Origin of the sequence: Rhodococcoides fascians A25f, from assembly GCF_000760935.2 — a bacterium.
Classification (GTDB): Bacteria; Actinomycetota; Actinomycetes; order Mycobacteriales; family Mycobacteriaceae; genus Rhodococcoides.
Map to the genome: position 1 here is coordinate 1,847,913 of NZ_CP049744.1, position 17,806 is coordinate 1,865,718.

Annotated in this window: 18 protein-coding genes; 15 read left to right on the plus strand and 3 right to left on the minus strand. The window is 64.4% G+C overall.

What is annotated here, in order from left to right:
• The first annotated feature begins 57 nt into the window (after positions 1–57).
• The 10 genes from BH93_RS08870 (at position 58) to BH93_RS08915 (ending at position 10,808) form a co-directional block, all read left to right on the plus strand.
• Complete coding sequence (locus BH93_RS08870) at positions 58–1,092, plus strand: formamidase (RefSeq protein WP_037171195.1); 1,035 nt, start codon at positions 58–60, stop codon at positions 1,090–1,092.
• 159 nt (positions 1,093–1,251) lie between these two features.
• Complete coding sequence (locus BH93_RS08875; protein ID WP_080738886.1) at positions 1,252–1,884, plus strand: flavin reductase family protein; 633 nt, start codon at positions 1,252–1,254, stop codon at positions 1,882–1,884.
• Positions 1,881–2,774 carry a carbon-nitrogen hydrolase family protein gene (locus BH93_RS08880; RefSeq protein WP_052064781.1) on the plus strand — a complete coding sequence of 298 codons (894 nt, stop codon included), beginning with the start codon at positions 1,881–1,883 and terminating at the stop codon, positions 2,772–2,774. Before BH93_RS08875 ends, BH93_RS08880 begins: the two co-directional genes overlap by 4 nt.
• The gene (locus BH93_RS08885) at positions 2,752–3,783 is read left to right on the plus strand and encodes a hypothetical protein (protein ID WP_032402929.1); all 1,032 of its coding nucleotides are present in this window, start codon (positions 2,752–2,754) and stop codon (positions 3,781–3,783) included. The genes BH93_RS08880 and BH93_RS08885 overlap by 23 nt, the downstream gene beginning before the upstream one ends.
• Position 3,784: 1 nt before the next feature.
• Complete coding sequence (locus BH93_RS08890) at positions 3,785–5,044, plus strand: FAD-dependent monooxygenase (protein WP_037148522.1); 1,260 nt, start codon at positions 3,785–3,787, stop codon at positions 5,042–5,044.
• Complete coding sequence (locus tag BH93_RS08895; protein WP_242459159.1) at positions 5,041–6,471, plus strand: MFS transporter; 1,431 nt, start codon at positions 5,041–5,043, stop codon at positions 6,469–6,471. The genes BH93_RS08890 and BH93_RS08895 overlap by 4 nt, the downstream gene beginning before the upstream one ends.
• Positions 6,471–7,322: an FAD binding domain-containing protein gene (locus BH93_RS08900; RefSeq protein WP_037171196.1), complete on the plus strand. Its 852-nt coding sequence runs from the start codon at positions 6,471–6,473 to the stop codon at positions 7,320–7,322. Before BH93_RS08895 ends, BH93_RS08900 begins: the two co-directional genes overlap by 1 nt.
• Positions 7,319–9,685: a xanthine dehydrogenase family protein molybdopterin-binding subunit gene (locus BH93_RS08905; RefSeq protein ID WP_037171198.1), complete on the plus strand. Its 2,367-nt coding sequence runs from the start codon at positions 7,319–7,321 to the stop codon at positions 9,683–9,685. The genes BH93_RS08900 and BH93_RS08905 overlap by 4 nt, the downstream gene beginning before the upstream one ends.
• Positions 9,682–10,185: a (2Fe-2S)-binding protein gene (locus tag BH93_RS08910; RefSeq protein ID WP_037171199.1), complete on the plus strand. Its 504-nt coding sequence runs from the start codon at positions 9,682–9,684 to the stop codon at positions 10,183–10,185. The genes BH93_RS08905 and BH93_RS08910 overlap by 4 nt, the downstream gene beginning before the upstream one ends.
• The gene (locus BH93_RS08915) at positions 10,182–10,808 is read left to right on the plus strand and encodes an SRPBCC family protein (RefSeq protein WP_037171201.1); all 627 of its coding nucleotides are present in this window, start codon (positions 10,182–10,184) and stop codon (positions 10,806–10,808) included. The genes BH93_RS08910 and BH93_RS08915 overlap by 4 nt, the downstream gene beginning before the upstream one ends.
• A 1-nt stretch (position 10,809) precedes the next feature.
• On the opposite strand, the gene BH93_RS08920 is transcribed toward BH93_RS08915, so the two are convergent.
• Together BH93_RS08920 and BH93_RS08925 are read right to left on the minus strand one after the other, a co-directional pair.
• Complete coding sequence (locus tag BH93_RS08920; RefSeq protein ID WP_037171202.1) at positions 10,810–11,475, minus strand: aspartate/glutamate racemase family protein; 666 nt, start codon at positions 11,473–11,475, stop codon at positions 10,810–10,812.
• Positions 11,476–11,478: 3 nt separating this feature from the next.
• Positions 11,479–12,897, minus strand: a complete 1,419-nt coding sequence (locus BH93_RS08925) for an MFS transporter (RefSeq protein WP_037171203.1) — start codon at positions 12,895–12,897, stop codon at positions 11,479–11,481.
• A 199-nt stretch (positions 12,898–13,096) separates the two neighbouring features.
• Between BH93_RS08925 and BH93_RS08930 the strand changes: the two genes are divergently transcribed.
• Positions 13,097–13,771, plus strand: coding sequence for a GntR family transcriptional regulator (locus tag BH93_RS08930; RefSeq protein ID WP_037171204.1), 675 nt, complete (start codon positions 13,097–13,099; stop codon positions 13,769–13,771).
• 16 nt (positions 13,772–13,787) lie between these two features.
• On the opposite strand, the gene BH93_RS08935 is transcribed toward BH93_RS08930, so the two are convergent.
• Positions 13,788–14,906, minus strand: a complete 1,119-nt coding sequence (locus tag BH93_RS08935) for a YbfB/YjiJ family MFS transporter (RefSeq protein WP_037171206.1) — start codon at positions 14,904–14,906, stop codon at positions 13,788–13,790.
• Between the two features lie 155 nt (positions 14,907–15,061).
• Here BH93_RS08935 and BH93_RS08940 point away from each other — a divergent pair, with 155 nt between their 5' ends.
• From BH93_RS08940 to BH93_RS08955, 4 genes are read left to right on the plus strand one after another with little or no spacing between them, the layout of a single operon-like run.
• Entirely contained in the window at positions 15,062–15,361 is a 300-nt protein-coding gene (locus BH93_RS08940; RefSeq protein WP_037171208.1) for a type VII secretion target, read from the plus strand.
• On the plus strand, positions 15,358–16,341 hold the full coding sequence (locus BH93_RS08945) for a hypothetical protein (protein ID WP_052064782.1): 984 nt from the start codon (positions 15,358–15,360) through the stop codon (positions 16,339–16,341). Before BH93_RS08940 ends, BH93_RS08945 begins: the two co-directional genes overlap by 4 nt.
• On the plus strand, positions 16,338–17,279 hold the full coding sequence (locus BH93_RS08950; protein WP_155290828.1) for a hypothetical protein: 942 nt from the start codon (positions 16,338–16,340) through the stop codon (positions 17,277–17,279). Before BH93_RS08945 ends, BH93_RS08950 begins: the two co-directional genes overlap by 4 nt.
• Positions 17,276–17,806, plus strand: a complete 531-nt coding sequence (locus tag BH93_RS08955) for an LpqN/LpqT family lipoprotein (RefSeq protein WP_052064783.1) — start codon at positions 17,276–17,278, stop codon at positions 17,804–17,806. The genes BH93_RS08950 and BH93_RS08955 overlap by 4 nt, the downstream gene beginning before the upstream one ends.

The following is a 17,806-nucleotide window of genomic DNA, read 5'->3' on the forward strand; positions in this document are numbered from 1 at the left end:
GCTAGCACCGTGCGCAATCGTTTGCGCAATAAGTTGCCCCCGAGGAACGGACTTCTGATGACAGGTTTGGGTGGTCTCAATCCATCGCCGACGTCTCTCACTCTCGGCCTGGTGCAGCAGCAGGTTCCGCTGATCACCAGCATGGCCGATGTGGACGAGACGACCGATCGCGTGTGCAGGCAACTGCGTGAGGCGAAGGCCGGGTTCGCCGCACTCGACCTCGTTGTGTTCCCGGAGTATTCGTTGCACGGTCTGCGGAAGTCCTCGTGGGCGTCCGACGAGGTGATGTGCGACATGGACGGTCCGCAGGTGGAGCGATTGCGTGCGGCGTGCCGCGAGTCGAAGGTCTGGGGGTGCTTCAGCATCATGGAACGCAACCCCGGCGGAGCGCCGTTCAACTCCGGAATCGTCGTCGACGATCAGGGGGAGATAGCCCTGTACGTTCGCAAACTTCATCCCTGGACGCCCAAGGAGCCCTGGGAGCCCGGCGACATCGGCCTACCGGTCTGCACGGGGCCGAAGGGTTCGGTGCTGTCGCTGTTGATCTGTCATGACGGGATGTTCCCGGAGATGGCGCGGGAGGCGAGCTACCGCGGTGCCAATGTGCTGCTGCGCACGGCCGGATACAAGTTCCCGCTTCGGCAGTCTTGGCGTATCACCAACGAGGCCAATGCATTCCACAACCTGGCGTTCACGGCCTCGGTCTGTTTGGCCGGGGAGGACGGCAACGGTATCCCGTCCATGGGTGAGGCGATGGTGTGCGACTTCGAGGGCACGATCGTCGAGCGCGGCGACTCCACCCCCGACCGGGTGGTGACGGTGTCGATCGAACCGGCCCGCGCCGATGCTGCCCGGCGCGAGTGGGGCGTGGAGAACAACATCTATCAATTGGGGCATCGTGGGTACACCGCGCTCGACGGCGGGGCGCGCGATTGCCCGTACACCTACGTCCGCGATCTCGCCGACGGAACCTACCGAGTTCCGTGGGAGGACGAGGTTCGCATCGTCGACGGGACGTCGGAGGGGTACGGACCTCCGCGTCGAGACGGCAGTCCGATCGATACGGCCAGGGCCGGTCTGCGCGGCGAGTAAGGCGGAGGTTACGCGATCGGTGCCCGTGTAACGGTGCCATTAATTGGTCTTCGATTTGTTGGCCAATGCTCGACATCGAGCGTGAAACCCCCCTATCGTCAGGGCTACGCAATCGGTTGCACGACCGGTTGCACAGCAAGCGAAAGAAGGCTCGTTTCGATGACTTCCCAGGTAGGCGACTCTCTGGAGCTCACGGACCGCACCCGCCACGACATCGATTCGATGTCGTCGGGGGATGTGTACAAACTCTTGTCCTGTGCGGTGCAGCCACGCCCGATCGCCTGGATCTCCACAGTGTCCGGCACCGGTGTTCGCAACCTGGCACCGTTCAGCTTCTTCAACGTCGCGTCACGGAACCCGGCCACCCTGATGATCTCCATCGGTGAGCGCATCGGCTTTCCGGGCGAATTCAAGGACACGTTGGTCAATATCCGCGACACCGGCGAATTCGTCGTCAACATCCCGTCGGCGGAGACTGTGAACGCCGTGACCGCAAGTTTCGCGACAGTGGACGCGGACGTCGACGAGTTCGAGCTCTCGCACATGACGGCCGTTCCATCGGTGTCTGTCTCGGCCCCGTCGGTGCTCGAATCCCTGGTCTCTCTCGAATGCCGGACGCTCCAGGAAATCGCACTCGGTTCCGACACTCTCGTGCTCGGGACCGTCACGACGGTGACCAGCAGACCGGGGTTGCTCACCGACGATCTGCACGTCGACACGCTCGAACACCGATTCCTCGGCAGGTTGGCCGGCCCGTTCTACACAACCGACATGAATCGAGTGGCGCAATGACCACCTCGGCGCATCTGCGCGGCGTCGACGCTCGGCCGGTGGTCGATACGTTCGATATCGCTGTGGTGCAGACCAGTTCGCGAACCGGTGCCTGGCAGCAGAATATCGACGCGGTGAGCTCGGAAGTCCGTGTTCTCGCCGCCGGTGGCTCCAAGGTGATCGTGCTGCCCGAACTGTTCGCCAGCGGTTACGATCTCGGCAGCATCGACGCGATGGCCGAGTCGGTGCCCGGCCGCACATCGATCGCGCTCGGAGAACTCGCCGCCGAGACCGATACGGTTCTGGTGACGGCAATGGTGTTCCGCGATTCCGAGGGAGTCGTCTTCGACAGCTCACTCGTCGTGGGTCCGGACGGTCTGCTTGCCCTGGGACACAAGCGGTTTCTGTGGGACCGTGAGAACGCGGTGTTCACCCCGGGTGCGCAGAGCGGTCTGCTGGTCGACACCCCGTTCGGATCAATCGGCGTCGTGATCTGTTACGAGGCAGGGTTTCCCGAGACCGTCCGCGATCTGGTGCAGCGAGGAGCCGATATCATCGCCGTGCCGTCGGCCTTCGGTCACGTCCGCCTGCACGTGTGGAAGCTGCTCACGCGATCCCGCGCACTCGAGAACGGTGTTGTCGTGGCCGCAGCGGGGCTCACCGGGCAGACCGGCGACGGACCGCGGTTCGCCGGACACAGCGTCATTGTCGGGCCGCAGGGCCGCACCATCGTCGAGATGGCCGAGACCGTCGGATCGGTCTCGGCGACGGTCTCCAGACGCGAACTGCAAGACGCACGCGACGAAGTGCCCTATCTGAAAGATCTTGCCCGACTGGGCGGTATCACCGAGACACGAACGACCGAGAACGATCACGAGAGGAACCGAGATGTTCGATCTGCGATCAGCTGATCTGTTGCGCGCCTTCACCCGTCAGCTCGAGCTGTGCAAAGTTCAGCCCGGAGAACAGGTGGTGATTCTCGCGGAACCGTCGAGCCGTGGTGACTACATCTCGGCTGCTTTCGGAGCGGCCCAGAGCCTGGGCGCACAGGTACTCGCGGCCACCGTCCCGGGCGGCAGCCCCGCACCGATGCCCAGCACGCACACCGGTGCAGGCCCCGGGCTTGTCTCGGTCATGAACAGTTCGGTGGCTCAGGACATGCTCAAGGGTGCGGACCTGGTGGTAGACCTCACCAGTGAGGGCTTCATCCATGCGCCCATTCAGCAGGAAATTCTGGCCGCCGGCACGCGCATCATCTTCGTCTGCGACGCCCCGGACGTGTTGATCCGGAACATGCCGCAGGACGGCGACAAAGAACGGGTCCAGGCGGGGGTCGATCTGATCCGCAGCGGCTCGACCATGCGCATCACCAACGACGCTGGCACCGATCTGACCGTGCAGCTGAGCAATTCGCAGCCCGAGTTCCAGGTGGGCTTCGCCGACGACAAGGGCCGCTGGGATCACTGGCCGTCCACCATGGTGTTGTGTTGGCCGGAGATCTCGAATGGAAAGATCGTGCTCTCCGAGGGCGATATCTTGTTGCCGTTCAAGGAATACGTCCGGGACGAGACGACTCTGACGGTCACCAACGGCCACATCGACGAGGTGACCGGCGGGGGTGAAGCTGCATTGCTCAACATGTTCTTCGCGGACTCCAACGACAAGTGGGCGCGCTACCTGTCTCACATGGGCTGGGGACTGATGAAGACCGGCGACTGGTTCGCTGCGGCGATGTACGGCAAGGACGACATCATGGGCATGGACGCCCGAGCGTTCGCCGGCAGCTTCCTGTGGTCCACCGGCCCGCATCCCGTACTCGGCCGAGATTCCTACGCGCACCTCGACATCGGAATGCGCGCCTGCACCGTATCCATCGACGGCATCGATGTCGTCACCGAAGGTCGATTGGTGGAGAGCTGACATGGCACCGATCGAAGTGGTGATCGCGGGCGGCGGTTTGGGTGGGCTGACCGCGGCGCTCTCTTTGCGGCACAGGGGCATCCAGGTGACGGTGCTCGAAGCCGCTGCCGAGCTCGGCGAGGTCGGAGCAGGCATCCAGACCGCACCGAACGCCAGCCGCATTCTCATCGCTCTCGGGATGCGTGACAAGCTGGAAGCGATCAAGACCGAGCCGATGGACCAGGTGCGCAGGCGGTGGGAGAACGGCAAGGTCATTGCGCTCACCGCCCTCGGCGAGTACTGCAAGAAGACGTTCAATGCGCCGTATTGGCATTACCATCGCGCGGACCTGCATTCGGCCATTCATGCGCAGTGCCTGGACCCCGACGGCCCGGGCCCGATGGTGGTGTTCGAGACCGACGCGAAGGTCGTCGAGGTCGATCGAACGAATCCGACGCGGCCCGTCGCGGTCACCGGAACCGGAAGACGCTACGAGTCGGACCTGCTCATCGGAGCCGACGGTATTCGTTCGACCGTGCGCGATCTGATCGGTCTACCCGATACTCTCGTGTTCTCCGGTGAAATGGCCTATCGCGCTTTGATTCCGGGTGATCGCATCGTCAAGGACCCGGCCACCCGCTGGCTCGTCGACCGATACCAGAGCACCATCTGGTACGGACCCGACCGACACCTGGTGCACTACATGATCCGTAACGGTGAGTACCTCAATGTCGTTGCGCTGGCCCCGTGTACCGACGAGGTCCGCGACGGCGGACCGCGGCTCGTCGGGCCCGAGGAACTGATGGGGACGTTCCCGGACTGGGACGACCGCGCCCACGCGATGCTCTCGAAGGCCGACGAGAACGTGCTGTGCCAGGCGCTCTACTACCGCAGACCCGATCCTCGCTGGACCGACGGCCGCGTCGCCTTGCTGGGCGACGCGTGCCATGCCATGCTGCCGTACCAGGCGCAGGGCGCGTCGCAGGCGATGGAAGATGCGGCCGTGCTCGCCGAGGAACTCGCGAAGGTCACCTCGAGCGGAATCGACGACGCGTTGGCACGCTACGTCTTTCGCCGAGCCCGGCACGCGCGGATGGTGCAGGACGCGAGCCTGCAGAACAAGACTTTCTACCACATACCCGATGGACCCGAGCAGCAGAAGCGGGACGCGACACTGGCGTCGTTCGATGGGGAGTCCGACATCTCGTACGACTGGCTGTGGAGCGGTACTCCGCTCGACGACAGCGACGACGAGAAATTCCATTACTCGTTCGTCCGATGACGACCTCGGACCACAACACCGCGCCGGAGGCTGCGATGAAGACTGGTGATCAGGTAGTACAGGAGCTCCCCTGGAAATGGGGTGTGCAGGGCAAGATCTTCATCATCGGCGGGCTGGGCTACATGTTCGACGCCTGGGACGTAGCGCTGAACGGATTCTTGACGCCCCTGCTCGGCAGCTACTGGGACCTCTCCCAGGCCGAGCGCGGGCTCGTCGCCACCGGCAACCTGATCGGCATGGCCGTCGGCGCCGTCGTGTGGGGAACGATCGCCGACCGAGTCGGGCGTAAGCGCGCATTCTCGTTGACGCTGTTGATCTTTGCGCTGTTCTCGGTCCTCGGCGCTTTCGCGCCGAGCTTCGAGATCTTCATCATCCTGCGGTTCCTGGCCGGGTTCGGCCTCGGCGGCTGCATCCCCGTGGACTACGCGCTGGTCAGCGAATTCTCACCCCGCCGAATTCGCGGCAAAATTCTGTCCGCGATGGACGTCTGGTGGCCCATCGGTGCCACCATCTGCGGCGTCGTCGCCACGCTTCTCGTCCCCATCGACGGAGACGTTCGTTGGCGCTACATGCTGCTGTTCATGGTTCTGCCTGCGCTGCTGCTGTTCTGGGTTCGACGCGGCATCCCCGAGTCGCCGATCTACCTCGCCAAGGTCGGCCGAGAAGTCGAGGCCCGCGCCGTCATCGACGACATGGTGACGCGCACCGGATCCGAGGCCGTCGAGTACGTCATCGTCGCCGATACCGCGCCGAAGGGGCCGGGCGGAATGAAAGCGGCTCTGACACAGCTGAAATCGGTCTGGCGCTACAGCCCACGCATTACCGCCGCAGCGTGGATGCTGTTCGTGTCGATCATGCTGCTGTACTACGCGGCGCTCAGTTGGATGCCGTCCATCCTGCGGGCCGAGGGCTACGGCGAGTTCGCAGCCTTCGCCGGTACGACGCTCATGACCGGAGTAGGCATCGTCGGTGTGCTCACCTCGGCGTTCATAGTCGAGATATTCGGTCGCAAGTGGGTCATCGGGTTGTCGGGTCCTATCGCCGGTAGTGCGCTGGTCTTGTTCGCTGTCATGCTCGACATCCAGTCTGCAGCTCTGATCTGGCTGGGCATCTTCGGATTCGTCATCCAGCTGACCATCCCGGTGCTGTACTGCTACGTCTCCGAGTTGTACCCCACCAATATTCGCGCCTCGGGATTCGGCTACGCATCCTCGGTCAGTCGGGTGGCCACCGGATTCGCTCCTCTCCTGTTCGGTTCGGTCATGTGGCCGATCCTCGGTCTGCCGTTGACATTCGGCATCGTCACAGCGTTCGTGCTGTTCGCGGTTATCTGGATGGCGTACTTCGCACCGGAGACCAAGGGGCGCGAACTCGACACCCTCGTCGACGAACCCGCCGAGGTAGTCGCAGGCGAGGCTCGGGTCTGATGAAGCCCGCGCAGTTCGACTACCACCGGGCACGCGATGTCTCGGGTGCAGTGCGGCTGCTGGCCGAGCTGGGCGAGGACGCGAAGATCATCGCCGGAGGCCAGTCCCTGGTCGCCATGATGAACTTCCGCCTCGCCCGGCCCGGACATCTGGTCGACGTGGGTGGGTTGAACACTTTGCGTTACATCCGCCGAGAATCCGACGGCCTCCACATCGGAGCGCTCACCACCCACCACGACGTCGAATCCGGAGACGTGGGAACGGACTTCGCTGTTCTTCGCCAGGCCATGCGGTGGGTGGGGCACTACCCGATCCGTACGCGCGGAACTGTCGGAGGCAGCATCGCTCATGCGGACGCCACCGCGGAATGGTGCTTGCTCGCCATCCTGCTCGACGCCCGCATCGTCGTCGAGAGCGTGCGGGGGCGGCGAACCGTCGAGGCAGACTCGTTCTTCTTCGGGTACTACTCCACCGATCTCGCGTTCGACGAGATGATCGTCGAGATCGTGTTCCCGCACCCGGCACCACACGCTGCGGTGACCGAGTATGCCGAGCGACAGGGTGATTTCGCGATCGTGGGCGCGGCCGTATCCCTCGATCTCGACGGTGTGGCCGTGGTGGGTGGACGCGTCGCTCTCGCGGGAGTGGGCGCGACTCCCGTTCGATCGTCCGCAGGTGAGGCCGTTCTGGCCGCCGGTGGAACGTTCGGCGACTGTGCGGATGCCGCAGCCGAGGAACTGGAATTGGAGGACGAGGGCATGGTCACTGCCGAATATCGGCGCACCCTGGTGCGCACATTGGTGGCCGAAGCCTGCAGCGACGCACTGGTATCGCAGGGGGTGCCCACATGAGCGTCGATCAGGTTCTCACGCCCAAGTTCGTCGGCACCTCGGTCGCACGCCGCGAGGACCCTCGATTGCTCACCGGCCGAGGCAGATTCGTCGATGACATCGCGATGCCGGGCATGCTGCACGCCCAGTTCGTGCGCAGCACCGTGGCGGCCGGACACATCACCGGTCTCGATGTCGGTGATGTCGCAGGGGTCGAGGGAGTACACCGCGTCTTCACTGCGGCGGACTTGGACCTGCGGCCGATTCGCGCCGAATTATCCCGTCCGCTCAGCGAATTCGTGCCCACCGACATGCCCGTCCTGGCGCACGACGTCGTACGTTACGTCGGTGAGCCGTTGGCCATCGTCGTCGCCGCCGATGCGTACAGCGTCGAGGACGGACTCGAAGCGGCACGAGTGTCGTACCGGACCGTCACCGCAGTCACCTCCGCAGATCAGGCCATATCCGAGGGCGTGCCCCTGGTGCACGATTCGGTGCCGAACAACACCGTCGTGGACGTGCAGATGTTCGCCACCGAGGGCATCGACGAGATCTTTCACGACGCACACACCGTGGTGTCCGTGCAGTCCAGAACGGGGCGTCAGAACGCACTGCCGCTCGAGACCCGCGGATGCATTGCCTACTGGGACGACCGCGACGAACAGTTGATCATCTATATCTGCACGCAGGTCCCGCACCAGGTTCGGACAGTCACCGCGCAGTGCCTCGGTCTCGACGAACGCCAGGTTCGGGTCGTCGTGCCCGACATGGGCGGCGGGTTCGGGCAGAAGTGCGTCGTCGGCCGCGAGGAGATCGCCGTCGCGGCAGCTGCATTGAAGCTCCGTCGCCCGGTCAAGTGGATCGAGGATCGCAAGGACGCACTGACGGCGTCCTTCCTGGCACGCGAGCAGCAGTACGACGTGCGGGCCGCGTTCGATTCCGAGGGGCACATTCTCGGCCTCGACGCCGACGTCGTGTGCGACATGGGTGCGTACTCGTGCTACCCCTTCACCGCGGGCATCGAGCCGCTCATGGCCTCCGCCGAAATGCCGGGGGTGTATCAGGTTCCGGCCTATCGGGTGCGGGGTCGTTCCGTGTTCAGCAACAAGGCACCGACGGCGCCGTACCGCGGAGTGTCACGCCCGCAGTACGTGATGGTGATGGAGCGGCTGTTCGAGCGAGCGGCTCGCGAACTGCAGCTCGATGCAGTGGAGATCAGGCGGCGCAACGTGATCACCGCGTTCCCGTACACCGGTGTCAACAACATCACCTACGACCCGGGCTCGTACCTCGAGGCCCTGAACCTGTGCGAGCAGACGCTGCGGGACGGCGGTTGGTACGACCTTCAGGAGCGGGCGACCGCCGACGGCCGACACATCGGCATCGGCTACTCGTGCTTCAGCGAGCGAACCGGATACGGCAGCAGTGCATTCGCGGCCCGCAAGATGAACGTGGTCCCCGGATTCGACATCTCGGAGGTCAGGATGGACACCTCCGGCACCGTCGTCGTGACCACCGGAACGATGAGCCACGGGCAGAGCCACGAGACCACCATGGCGCAGATCGTGGCCGACCGACTGGGAATCACGGTCGATCAGGTCAAGATCGTGCAGGGCGACACCGACCGGATCACGTACGGCTTCGGATCGTTCGCCTCTCGCTCGATCACCATCGGCGGCAGTGCGGTGGCGCTGGCGTCGACCAAATTGGGAGACAAGCTGTGCGAGATCGCCGCGCACCTGCTGGAGACTCGCGACGACAACGTCGAGCTGGCCTCGGGGCGGGTGCGTCAGCGTGACGACCACTCGAAGTACGTCACCTACCGGGATATCGCCGACGTCGCGTATCTGAAGGCACAGTTGCTGCCCAAGGGGGTCGAGCCGGGGTTGTCCGCGACGGCGAGTTTCGACGTGTTCAACGACGGCACGTTCTCCAACGCCACCCACGGCGTCGTCGTCGAATTGCACGAGGGCACCGGGCAAGTGGAGATCCTGAAGTACGTCTGTGTCGAGGACTGCGGGGTCGCGATCAATCCGAAGATCGTCGAGGGCCAGTGCCGCGGCGGGATCGCGCAGGGGATCGCCGGCGCGTTGTTCGAGCAGGTGTCGTACGACGAGAATGGAAACCCGCTGTGCGCCAGCTTCATCGACTACAAGGTGCCGACGGCGTGCGAGATTCCCGACATCGAGATCCATCACCTCGAAACTCCCTGCCTGTTCACCGAATCCGGAGCCAAAGGGGCAGGTGAGGGTGGAACGATCGGCGCACCGGCCGCGGTGCTCAATGCCGTCAACGACGGATTGCGTTCCACCGGAGTCGAACTGAACGACACACCGATCACTCCCGTCGCAGTACAGGCGGCACTGGCGAAGGGAAGGCCATGAGCAACAAGCAACTGATCGAACTGACCGTCAACGGTATCGAGCACGAAGTGATCAGCGAGCCACGCCGCACCCTGGTCGACGTGCTACGGCACGACCTGCAGCTGACCGGAACCCATGTGGGGTGCGAGCACGGCGTGTGCGGTGCCTGCACCGTTCTGATCGACGGCAAACCGGCTCGCGCCTGCCTGACCTTCGCGGCGCAGGTCGAGAGCTCCGACATCCGGACCGTCGAATCACTCGGCCGGGACGGCGAATTGAGTGACCTACAGCAGGCATTCGCAGACCACCACGGCCTGCAGTGCGGATTCTGCACGCCTGGATTTCTGATGCTGGCCGAGGGCTATCTCGCCGAGCATCCGGACGCCACCAAGGAGGAGATCCGCGAGGTGGTCGCCTCGAACTACTGCCGTTGCACCGGATACCAGACCATCGTCGAGGCCATCGACTCGTGCGCCGAACAGCGCCGCTGCGTCGGCTGTGTGAACGGAGTTTCCCAGTGATACTGACCAATACCCTCGAGATCGACGCATCGGCCGATGACGTCTTTCGGCTGATCAACGACGTCGAGAAGGTGGCGACCTGTGTACCGGGTGCCGCCATCACCGGCAAAGACGGTGAGACATTTCTCGGCGGGGTCAAAGTGAAGGTCGGGCCGATCAGCGCCTCGTACGCGGGCACCATTCGGTTCCTCGAGGTCGACGCCGAGACCCGCACGCTCTCACTCGAAGCCAAGGGCGCGGACTCGCACGGAAACGGCGATGCCGAGGCTCAGGTGGATCTGTCGGTCGAGGCGATCGGCGACCGCTCGCGGTTGACGTTGAACACCGATCTGGTCATCAGCGGAAAGATCGTCTCGTTCGGCAAGGGCGCGATCGTCGCGGTCTCGAACAAGGTGCTGCAGCAGTTCGCCGTCAATCTCGGTGCGCTGCTCAGTGGTTCGGCTACGGCCGATCCAACCACGCCGGCAGCGGTGAGGGCTGCTGTTGCGAGCCCGATCGGCGGTGAGTTGAACGCGATGAGCCTGCTGCCCGAACCGGTGCGCAAGTACGCACCGATCGCGGGCATCTTCCTCGCCGGAATGGTCGAGGGCTGGCTGGTGTCCAGGGCCTTCGGGCGACGGTAGCTCAGCTGCGCACCGCGCTCGAGATTCTGTCGACGACCATCGCAACGGCACTCGGAACCGGCTCGATGACGTCCACGTCGGTGCGCAGCGCCAGCCGCCGAGCCGAATCGCTCAACGGTCCGCCGCCGATGACGACGGCGCTGGCTCCGGCGGCCGCTGCTGCATCGACCGCTGTTCCCAGTTCGACAACGCTCGATGCGAGGTCCTCGGCCAGGACCAACGGCGATGACGCAGTGAGGAACACACCCGCGAAATCGCCGTCGGGCACGGTGGCACGAGTCAGTGCATCGAGTGGGGCGGCGAGATCGGCTGTGGTGGTGGCGATCGCGAAGCGGCGACCGCCTCGTGCGGCGTGCAGGATTCCTGCCTCGCCGATCCCGATGACCGGAATGTCGACGAGGGTTCGGAGTTCGGCCGCACCGGGATCACCGAACGCGCCGACGATCACGGCGGCCGGGTCATGGTGCTCGATCGCGTCGAGGGCCGCTGCTACGACATCCGCTTCGGCAGCACGCAGCTGTTCGGTGCCGGTGATCATCGCCGGTCCGGTACCCGCGGTGACCCCGATGACGGTGAATTCTGTGTCGTAGAGCCAACGCCGCGCGACGTCGACGAGCAGCTGCGTCGTTGCAGTGTTCGAGTTGGGGTTGATCAAGAGAATCTTCACGGTTCAGCCATCTTCCGGCATGGGTTGTCCGAAGGTCTCTTTCGGGAACTGCACGGCGATTCCGCACACGATGAACAGGCCCGCCAGCATCGCGAACATGGCACCCACGCCGGACGAGTCCAGGACGGCTCCGGCGATGAGCGGGAACAGTCCGCCGGAGAGGGAGCCCAGCGCCAGGATCACCGACGTCGCGAGGCCACGGATTCGCGTCGGGTATTGCTCGGGCGCGAACAGCCAGATAGTCGTGTTGAGGATGATGACCGAGAAATTGAACAGCGCACCGAAGAACAGTACGAGGCCGATAGAGGTTGCGAAGAAGCCGAATCCGAGTCCGGCAACGATGCCGAGCGCCGCTCCGCAGGTCAACGTCACTTTACGTGGAAGCTTGCGAGCAATGAGCGCGGCGGTCAGAGCGCCGATCAGCGACCCGGACTGCATCACGAGGGTGTACCAGAGCGCACTCGAGATCGACATTCCCCGCTCGGTCAGGATGACGGGGATGAGGGTGAGCATCGAGATCTGGGCTGCGTAGGACATGCAGACGGCGATGCCGAGGGCGAGAGTGCTTCTGCGGTAACGCTTGCCGAACATTTCCGTCCACCGTGCGCGCGGTGCGGCCTGTTCGTCGACCGAGGTGTCGACGTTCAAGTACTGAACCTCGGAGTCGAGCGCGCCACGAAGCTTGCCCTGCGCGAGGCGGTTGATGACGGTGTTGGCCTCGGCCACACGGCCCGTCGCCGCGAGGAAGCGCGGTGTTTCCGGAAGCGAGCGGCGATAGAACACGACCGCGAGTGCCGGCAGCACGAGCAGACCGAACAGCCAACGCCAGCGATCGTCACCGGTGAAGATGGCGAAGACGATGACGCCGAACAGTGGGGCGAGCATGTTGCCCAGGCCGGCCGCTGCGACGTTGATCATGCCGACCGCGGTACCGCGATGCTTGGCGGAGAAGAACTCGGAGAGCATGATCACCGCCACGGCGATTTCACCGCCGAGTCCGAGCCCGACCAGGAATCGAGCGCCCACCAATACTTCGTAGTTGGGTGCGAATGCGCACAGTAGCGAGCCGAATGCGAACACGAGCAGGTTTGCACCGAGGAGGGTTCGACGACCGAAACGGTCCATCACCGCGCCGGCCAGGATGCGGCCGAGTGCGACGGCGGTGAACGTCGCTGTGTTCAGCAGTCCGATCTCGGTGCCGCCGAGGCCCCAGGATTCACGCAGTAGCGGCCCGGTGATGCCGACGGCATTCTGTTCGACGGCGTCGAAGAACACACCGAACAGGACCATGGCGACAATGCCGAAGTGCGCAGTGGTGAGGCCGATCTTCGAGTACGACGCCTCGATCTGTTCGCTGAGACCGGCCGCCTCGGGCGGTGGGTCGATCGGTGACTGCTTCTCGTTCGTGGTCGGGACGCTCATCCCAGTGCCTCTCGCTCAGTGGTATACCAACAGCGGAGAATTTACGGAGATGCGCGCCGTGGAAGGTTTCCTGGCAGTAACACTTGCGTTTCCAAATGCTCTCACCTGGTTCTTTCCTTGGACGTTTGAGCGTTGCGACATCCGCCGCCGGAGCCTGCGGATGCGCGGTATACCTTCAACTCGCTGGTATACAAACATCATGGCTTCCACGGAAGGTCGCGAGTCGCTGTCGCGTGCGGTGTTCGACGCGATCAGAACACGCATCCTCGACGGCCGCCTCCGGCCTGGTGAAACACTGAGTGAGCGCAATCTGGGAACCGAGCTGCAGGTGTCGAGGGTGCCGATTCGCGAGGCTCTTCCGTTGCTCGAAGCAGCCGGGTTGGTGACTCTGTCGCCGAGACGTCCTGCCGTGGTGACGGCCGTGACCCGAAGTTCTGTCGACGAGTTGTACGACATCAGGTCCGCGCTCGAGCCACTCGTGGCTAGACGGGCAGCGTCCGCAGTGGCGGCGGGCTCGGATTCCTCGTCGTTGGTCGATGCCGTGTCCCGTGCAGGTGCAGCGCTCGACCGGGGCGATCTACTCGAATTTCATCACGCAAGCGCAGGAGTGCACTCGGGGATCGAGGCATTGTCCGCCAACAGACTGTTCCCGGTCATCATGGAACCGTTGCGGGAGCGCAGCAATCGACTCAACATGGCCAATCTCGAACGGGATCCGTCGCTGCGACACGGGGAGCACGTCTCCCTCGTCGACGCCATCGCCAAGGGGGACCCGGACTTGGCTGCCGCTGTTGCGTTCGCCCACGTGGAATGGGGCCGGGCACGCACGTTCGAGACTCTGGCACAGGTTCCGGGTTACGACCCACAGCACTGAGTCGAGTGCGCTGTCCTCAACGCGACGCGGTCAGTCGGGACACCTGTACGGCCCCGGCAGTCCCGAGCACGAGCACTCCCGTCGCGACAGCGAAGGCAATCGAATACGAGTCGCCGATGGCAGGTGCGACGATCAGTGGGCCGAGTACCTGCCCGACGCCGTAGACCGCGGTCAGCGTCGCTGCGGTACGTCCGATGGGCAATGTCTGGGCGGTGCTCATCGTCAGCATCGTGATGCCCATGAACGTTCCGCCGAACAGCAGAGCCGAGAACACTGCGGCGACGGTGTTCCCGGTCAGGGCGGGGAGTACCGCTGCGATCGATTGCAAAGCGAACGCTGCCACCAGGGCGTTGCGCATACTGGTTCGGCGGGCGACTGCCTGCCACAGCACCGTCGCCGGTACCGCGGCGAATCCGACGACGATCCACACCGCCGGACCCACCGATGTGCTGCCGTGGCCACCGACCGCCGCCACGAGAAACGTACCGACGATGATGTAGCCGAGACCCTCGAGGAAGTACGCGAACAGCAATGTCCGCCATACGGTTCGGGTCCTGCCGTCGATGTCGCCGGGCGCAGCCCGCGTTGCTGGCTCGGCATGCACCCGCAGCGTCCACGCCGGGGCGACGAGGACGACTGTCAGCATCGCCGAGCACGCCCACAGCGCCTCCCACGACAGATGTGGCCCGACGAGCAACGTCAGAATTCCCGACGCCGCGATGCCTGCGCCGACGCCGCCGAACGCGATACCGGGGGAGGCACCGTCGGCGCGATGTTTCGTCACGGTGCTCGCGCACGCGATGAAGACCGCGGCGCTCGCCAGGCCGGCCAGGAACCGCAGCGCCGAGAACGCTGCGGTGGAATGCACAGCAGCCATGGCCAATTCGCTGGCCACGAGCACGACCGTCCACAGCCTGAACGACGTCGTCGTATTGATCGACGGGCGCACGGACAACACGATTGCCCCGACGAGGTAGCCGGCATAGTTCGCGGTCGCGATGACGGCACCGCTGCTCGGTGTCAGCTCTGCCGCATCGACCATGATCGGTAGCAGCGGCGTGAACACGAATCGCCCGACGCCCATCGCCGCCGCGAGTCCGGCCGCGGCAGCGAACGACAGTCGACGGCCGTTCATGGCGAGCACCCCCTATATCGTTAGCCGGGCCAACGGTACCCGCCGCATTCACGACTCCGGAATCGGACCGGACGGAACCGATCCGAGCCCACGGGCGTCAAACCCGATGACGCCGATTCACCGGGCGTCGATACGGTGCGACTCGGGGGAGCGTCATGACAGTGAATGTGGATCCAGTGATTCTGCGGCAGTTCTCGAATGTGTTGTCGGGAACGGGGGAGGCGATCGCCGAGTTGGATACCCTCGCCCCGTTCCGCGAGTCCGAGAATGCGCTGCAGGGTACCGACTTCGGCGCAGCATGTGCGGCGGCCGCGGCGGCGGCGGCGGGAGCTGTTGCAGCACTGGCCGGCCGGGCCGAATGCGTCGCAGACATTGCCCGCGGCGTCGCGCAGAACTACGAGATCGCCGACGACGAACTCGCTCGCCGCCTCGCTGCGATGGACCAGCCGAAATGACGCCGACCGTGCCGCACGTTGCGGGCTGGGAGCCGGAGTCGATGCGCAAGACGATGATCGAACTGGCCGAGATCGTCGAGCGCGTCAACGGCCAGCGCACCGGGGTGTTGGAGGAGCAGGATGTGCTGGCCGAGACGTGGACCGGCGAGGCAGCGAGCGCCGCGGCAGAACGCGTGGTGGCCGAATGCTCCCGGATGAGCTCCGTGTGCGGTGAGATCGATTCACTCGGTAAGGCATTCGAGACCGCAGCAGGAATGGTCGACGCCGCGAAGGCGCATCTGCAGGCGCAGGTGTCGGCGGCGACCGCGAGCGGGTTCGCCGTACAGGCAGACGGTGTGGTCGATCCCGACGGGATGATCGCGCTGATTCCGGACAGCCTGGGCGAAGAGAAAGTACGCCAGGCCGACGAACTGCGCTCTGCTGCAGTTCAGTTGACGGAGGACATTCAGGATGCGCTGAAGCAGGCAGAGCGGGCCGCCCTCGACGCTGCGCAGCAGTTGGCCGAGCCCACGAAGCTGCTGACCGCTCTTGCGCTGGGCAGCCCGCCGGGAAAGTTCGTCGAGAACCCGGACGGATCGTTCTCGTGGATGCCGGACTGGCCGACGACCGTAGCATCGACGGTGATCGGCGGCATGGCCGCCGTGACGAGGCGGGCGCTGGAATTTCCCGGTGTCGATTCCGTCGACGATGTTGCCAGGAACATCGGCCGTGGGCTCGGGGTCTTCGGAGTCGCTGCGGGCGCGATTCCCGGGATCGCGGGAAAAATTGATGACGGCATGGACCCGACCGAAGCCGTCATCGTCGAGGTCACACCGATTGCCGCGGGAGCAGTTACGACCTGGGCGTTCGGTGTCCTGGGTGGCATGGCGGGTTCCGTCGTTCCGGGACCTGGGACCGTGGTCGGCGCTGCTGGCGGAATCGCTCTGGGCGGACTCGTCAGCTACGGAGTGGACAAGCTGTTCGAGGCGGCAGGGAAATGAGCGAGTACAGGGACAGCCGGACGCCACAGCGTGAGGATGTGCTGAGCAAAAGCGTGGTAGGACAGAAGTATCCACTGTGGGTGAGAACGTGGCGAAGTGTCCATATCGGGTGGCTCGTAGCGTTCGCCGGTCTTGCGGGGGCATCTGTAGCAATCCTCGTGACCGTGGTGGTTCTGTTCGAGCATCTTCACCCAGACGTGCTCATGGGATTGTCTTGGCTCGCGTTTTTTGTGATCGTGGCACTCGGGCAGTCGGTGATGCTGTCCGGTGTCGGATCGGCTCGGTTGTCGCGTTTCGTACGACCGATCGATGTTGCCGTGGTGGGACGTGGCTTGGCGGTGCCTGGGCGCGGAGACTTTTTGCTCCGGACCTTGATCTTCGCCTTCGCGGTTCTGCTCGGCGTGTCGTACTTCCACTGGAGGGATGACGAACCCGGACGTCGCCAGTTCAGGGCGGAGATATCGACGCTCGTCGGAGCCCCGGTGGTGCTGCTGTGCTTCGTCCTGGGATTCGTCATCGTCAACCGGACGAGAATTTCACTGCATCCCGACGGCATAGTGCAGGAGATCTATCGACGTCGGGCATGGAAGGTGACCAGCGACGTCACGGTTGTTCCGTGGGACGGGATTCTCGGACTGCAGCCACAAACACATCCGAATCCGGCGGTGCCCCATCCGCACTTGTACCCCACTGTCCGGGTTGTGTATCGCGAAGCCGACAGCGAATCGGATCAGGAGCTGATGCTGATGGTGTGCGAGAAGAAGGTCGAACCGAACTCGTTGCTCGCGCTGTTGCAATGGTGTCGCGACAATCCCTGGGCTCGTGAGCAACTGGGCCACGACGATGCGCGCGAGTTGCTGCGTCCACCCAGTCTGCTCGAGCGCATCCGCGCCGACCGAGCCGCCTCGATCTCCGCTGGAAGGAATGCTGTCCAGTGACGGTTCGCGAGGGATCGATCGAACGTTTTCTGCAGCAGCAGGGTGTCGAACTCGTGCCCGTACATCGCAGCGAATGCAACAGGTTCGGTCTCGAATTGCCGGCAATGCCGGGCTGGGACCTGGTTCCCGAGCACCTGTTCCCGCATGCCACCGCGGTGCTGTGTTCGCCGGCGAACGCCGTCGACGGGTTCGTGCCGAATGCAATGGCTCTGGTGGGTAAGTTCACGCGATCAGTGGACCCGATCTCGTTGCTGAAGTGCGGGTTCGGAGACTCACGGGCGTTGCCGGGTTGGGTCGAAGTCAGTCGCGACCGAGCACCGCTGCGCGGACTCCCGTCCGTCTCGATCGCCGGCCGATACGACTGGGACGGTCGGACGCTGTTCGCCCGGACCCGCTATGTCGTCGTCCACCACATTGTCGATCAGTACCTCGTACAGATGACGGTCACCCTGCCCGACCTGACCAGGGCTCGATTGGGTTGGGCAGCAGACGAGTTCGTGGACGAGGTGCGGATCGGGTACGAGTGA

Bases quoted from the DNA above. Each gene is read 5' to 3' on its own strand.
- BH93_RS08885 (WP_032402929.1), top strand. From the start codon at position 2,752: ATGTTCGATCTGCGATCAGCTGATCTGTTGCGCGCCTTCACCCGTCAG.
- BH93_RS08930 (WP_037171204.1), top strand. From the start codon at position 13,097: ATGGCTTCCACGGAAGGTCGCGAGTCGCTGTCGCGTGCGGTGTTCGAC.
- BH93_RS08900 (WP_037171196.1), top strand. From the start codon at position 6,471: ATGAAGCCCGCGCAGTTCGACTACCACCGGGCACGCGATGTCTCGGGT.
- BH93_RS08905 (WP_037171198.1), top strand. From the start codon at position 7,319: ATGAGCGTCGATCAGGTTCTCACGCCCAAGTTCGTCGGCACCTCGGTC.
- BH93_RS08950 (WP_155290828.1), top strand. From the start codon at position 16,338: ATGAGCGAGTACAGGGACAGCCGGACGCCACAGCGTGAGGATGTGCTG.
- BH93_RS08875 (WP_080738886.1), top strand. From the start codon at position 1,252: ATGACTTCCCAGGTAGGCGACTCTCTGGAGCTCACGGACCGCACCCGC.
- BH93_RS08945 (WP_052064782.1), top strand. From the start codon at position 15,358: ATGACGCCGACCGTGCCGCACGTTGCGGGCTGGGAGCCGGAGTCGATG.
- BH93_RS08935 (WP_037171206.1), bottom strand. From the start codon at position 14,906: ATGAACGGCCGTCGACTGTCGTTCGCTGCCGCGGCCGGACTCGCGGCG.
- BH93_RS08895 (WP_242459159.1), top strand. From the start codon at position 5,041: ATGACGACCTCGGACCACAACACCGCGCCGGAGGCTGCGATGAAGACT.
- BH93_RS08890 (WP_037148522.1), top strand. From the start codon at position 3,785: ATGGCACCGATCGAAGTGGTGATCGCGGGCGGCGGTTTGGGTGGGCTG.
- BH93_RS08870 (WP_037171195.1), top strand. From the start codon at position 58: ATGACAGGTTTGGGTGGTCTCAATCCATCGCCGACGTCTCTCACTCTC.
- BH93_RS08910 (WP_037171199.1), top strand. From the start codon at position 9,682: ATGAGCAACAAGCAACTGATCGAACTGACCGTCAACGGTATCGAGCAC.
- BH93_RS08925 (WP_037171203.1), bottom strand. From the start codon at position 12,897: ATGAGCGTCCCGACCACGAACGAGAAGCAGTCACCGATCGACCCACCG.
- BH93_RS08880 (WP_052064781.1), top strand. From the start codon at position 1,881: ATGACCACCTCGGCGCATCTGCGCGGCGTCGACGCTCGGCCGGTGGTC.
- BH93_RS08940 (WP_037171208.1), top strand. From the start codon at position 15,062: ATGACAGTGAATGTGGATCCAGTGATTCTGCGGCAGTTCTCGAATGTG.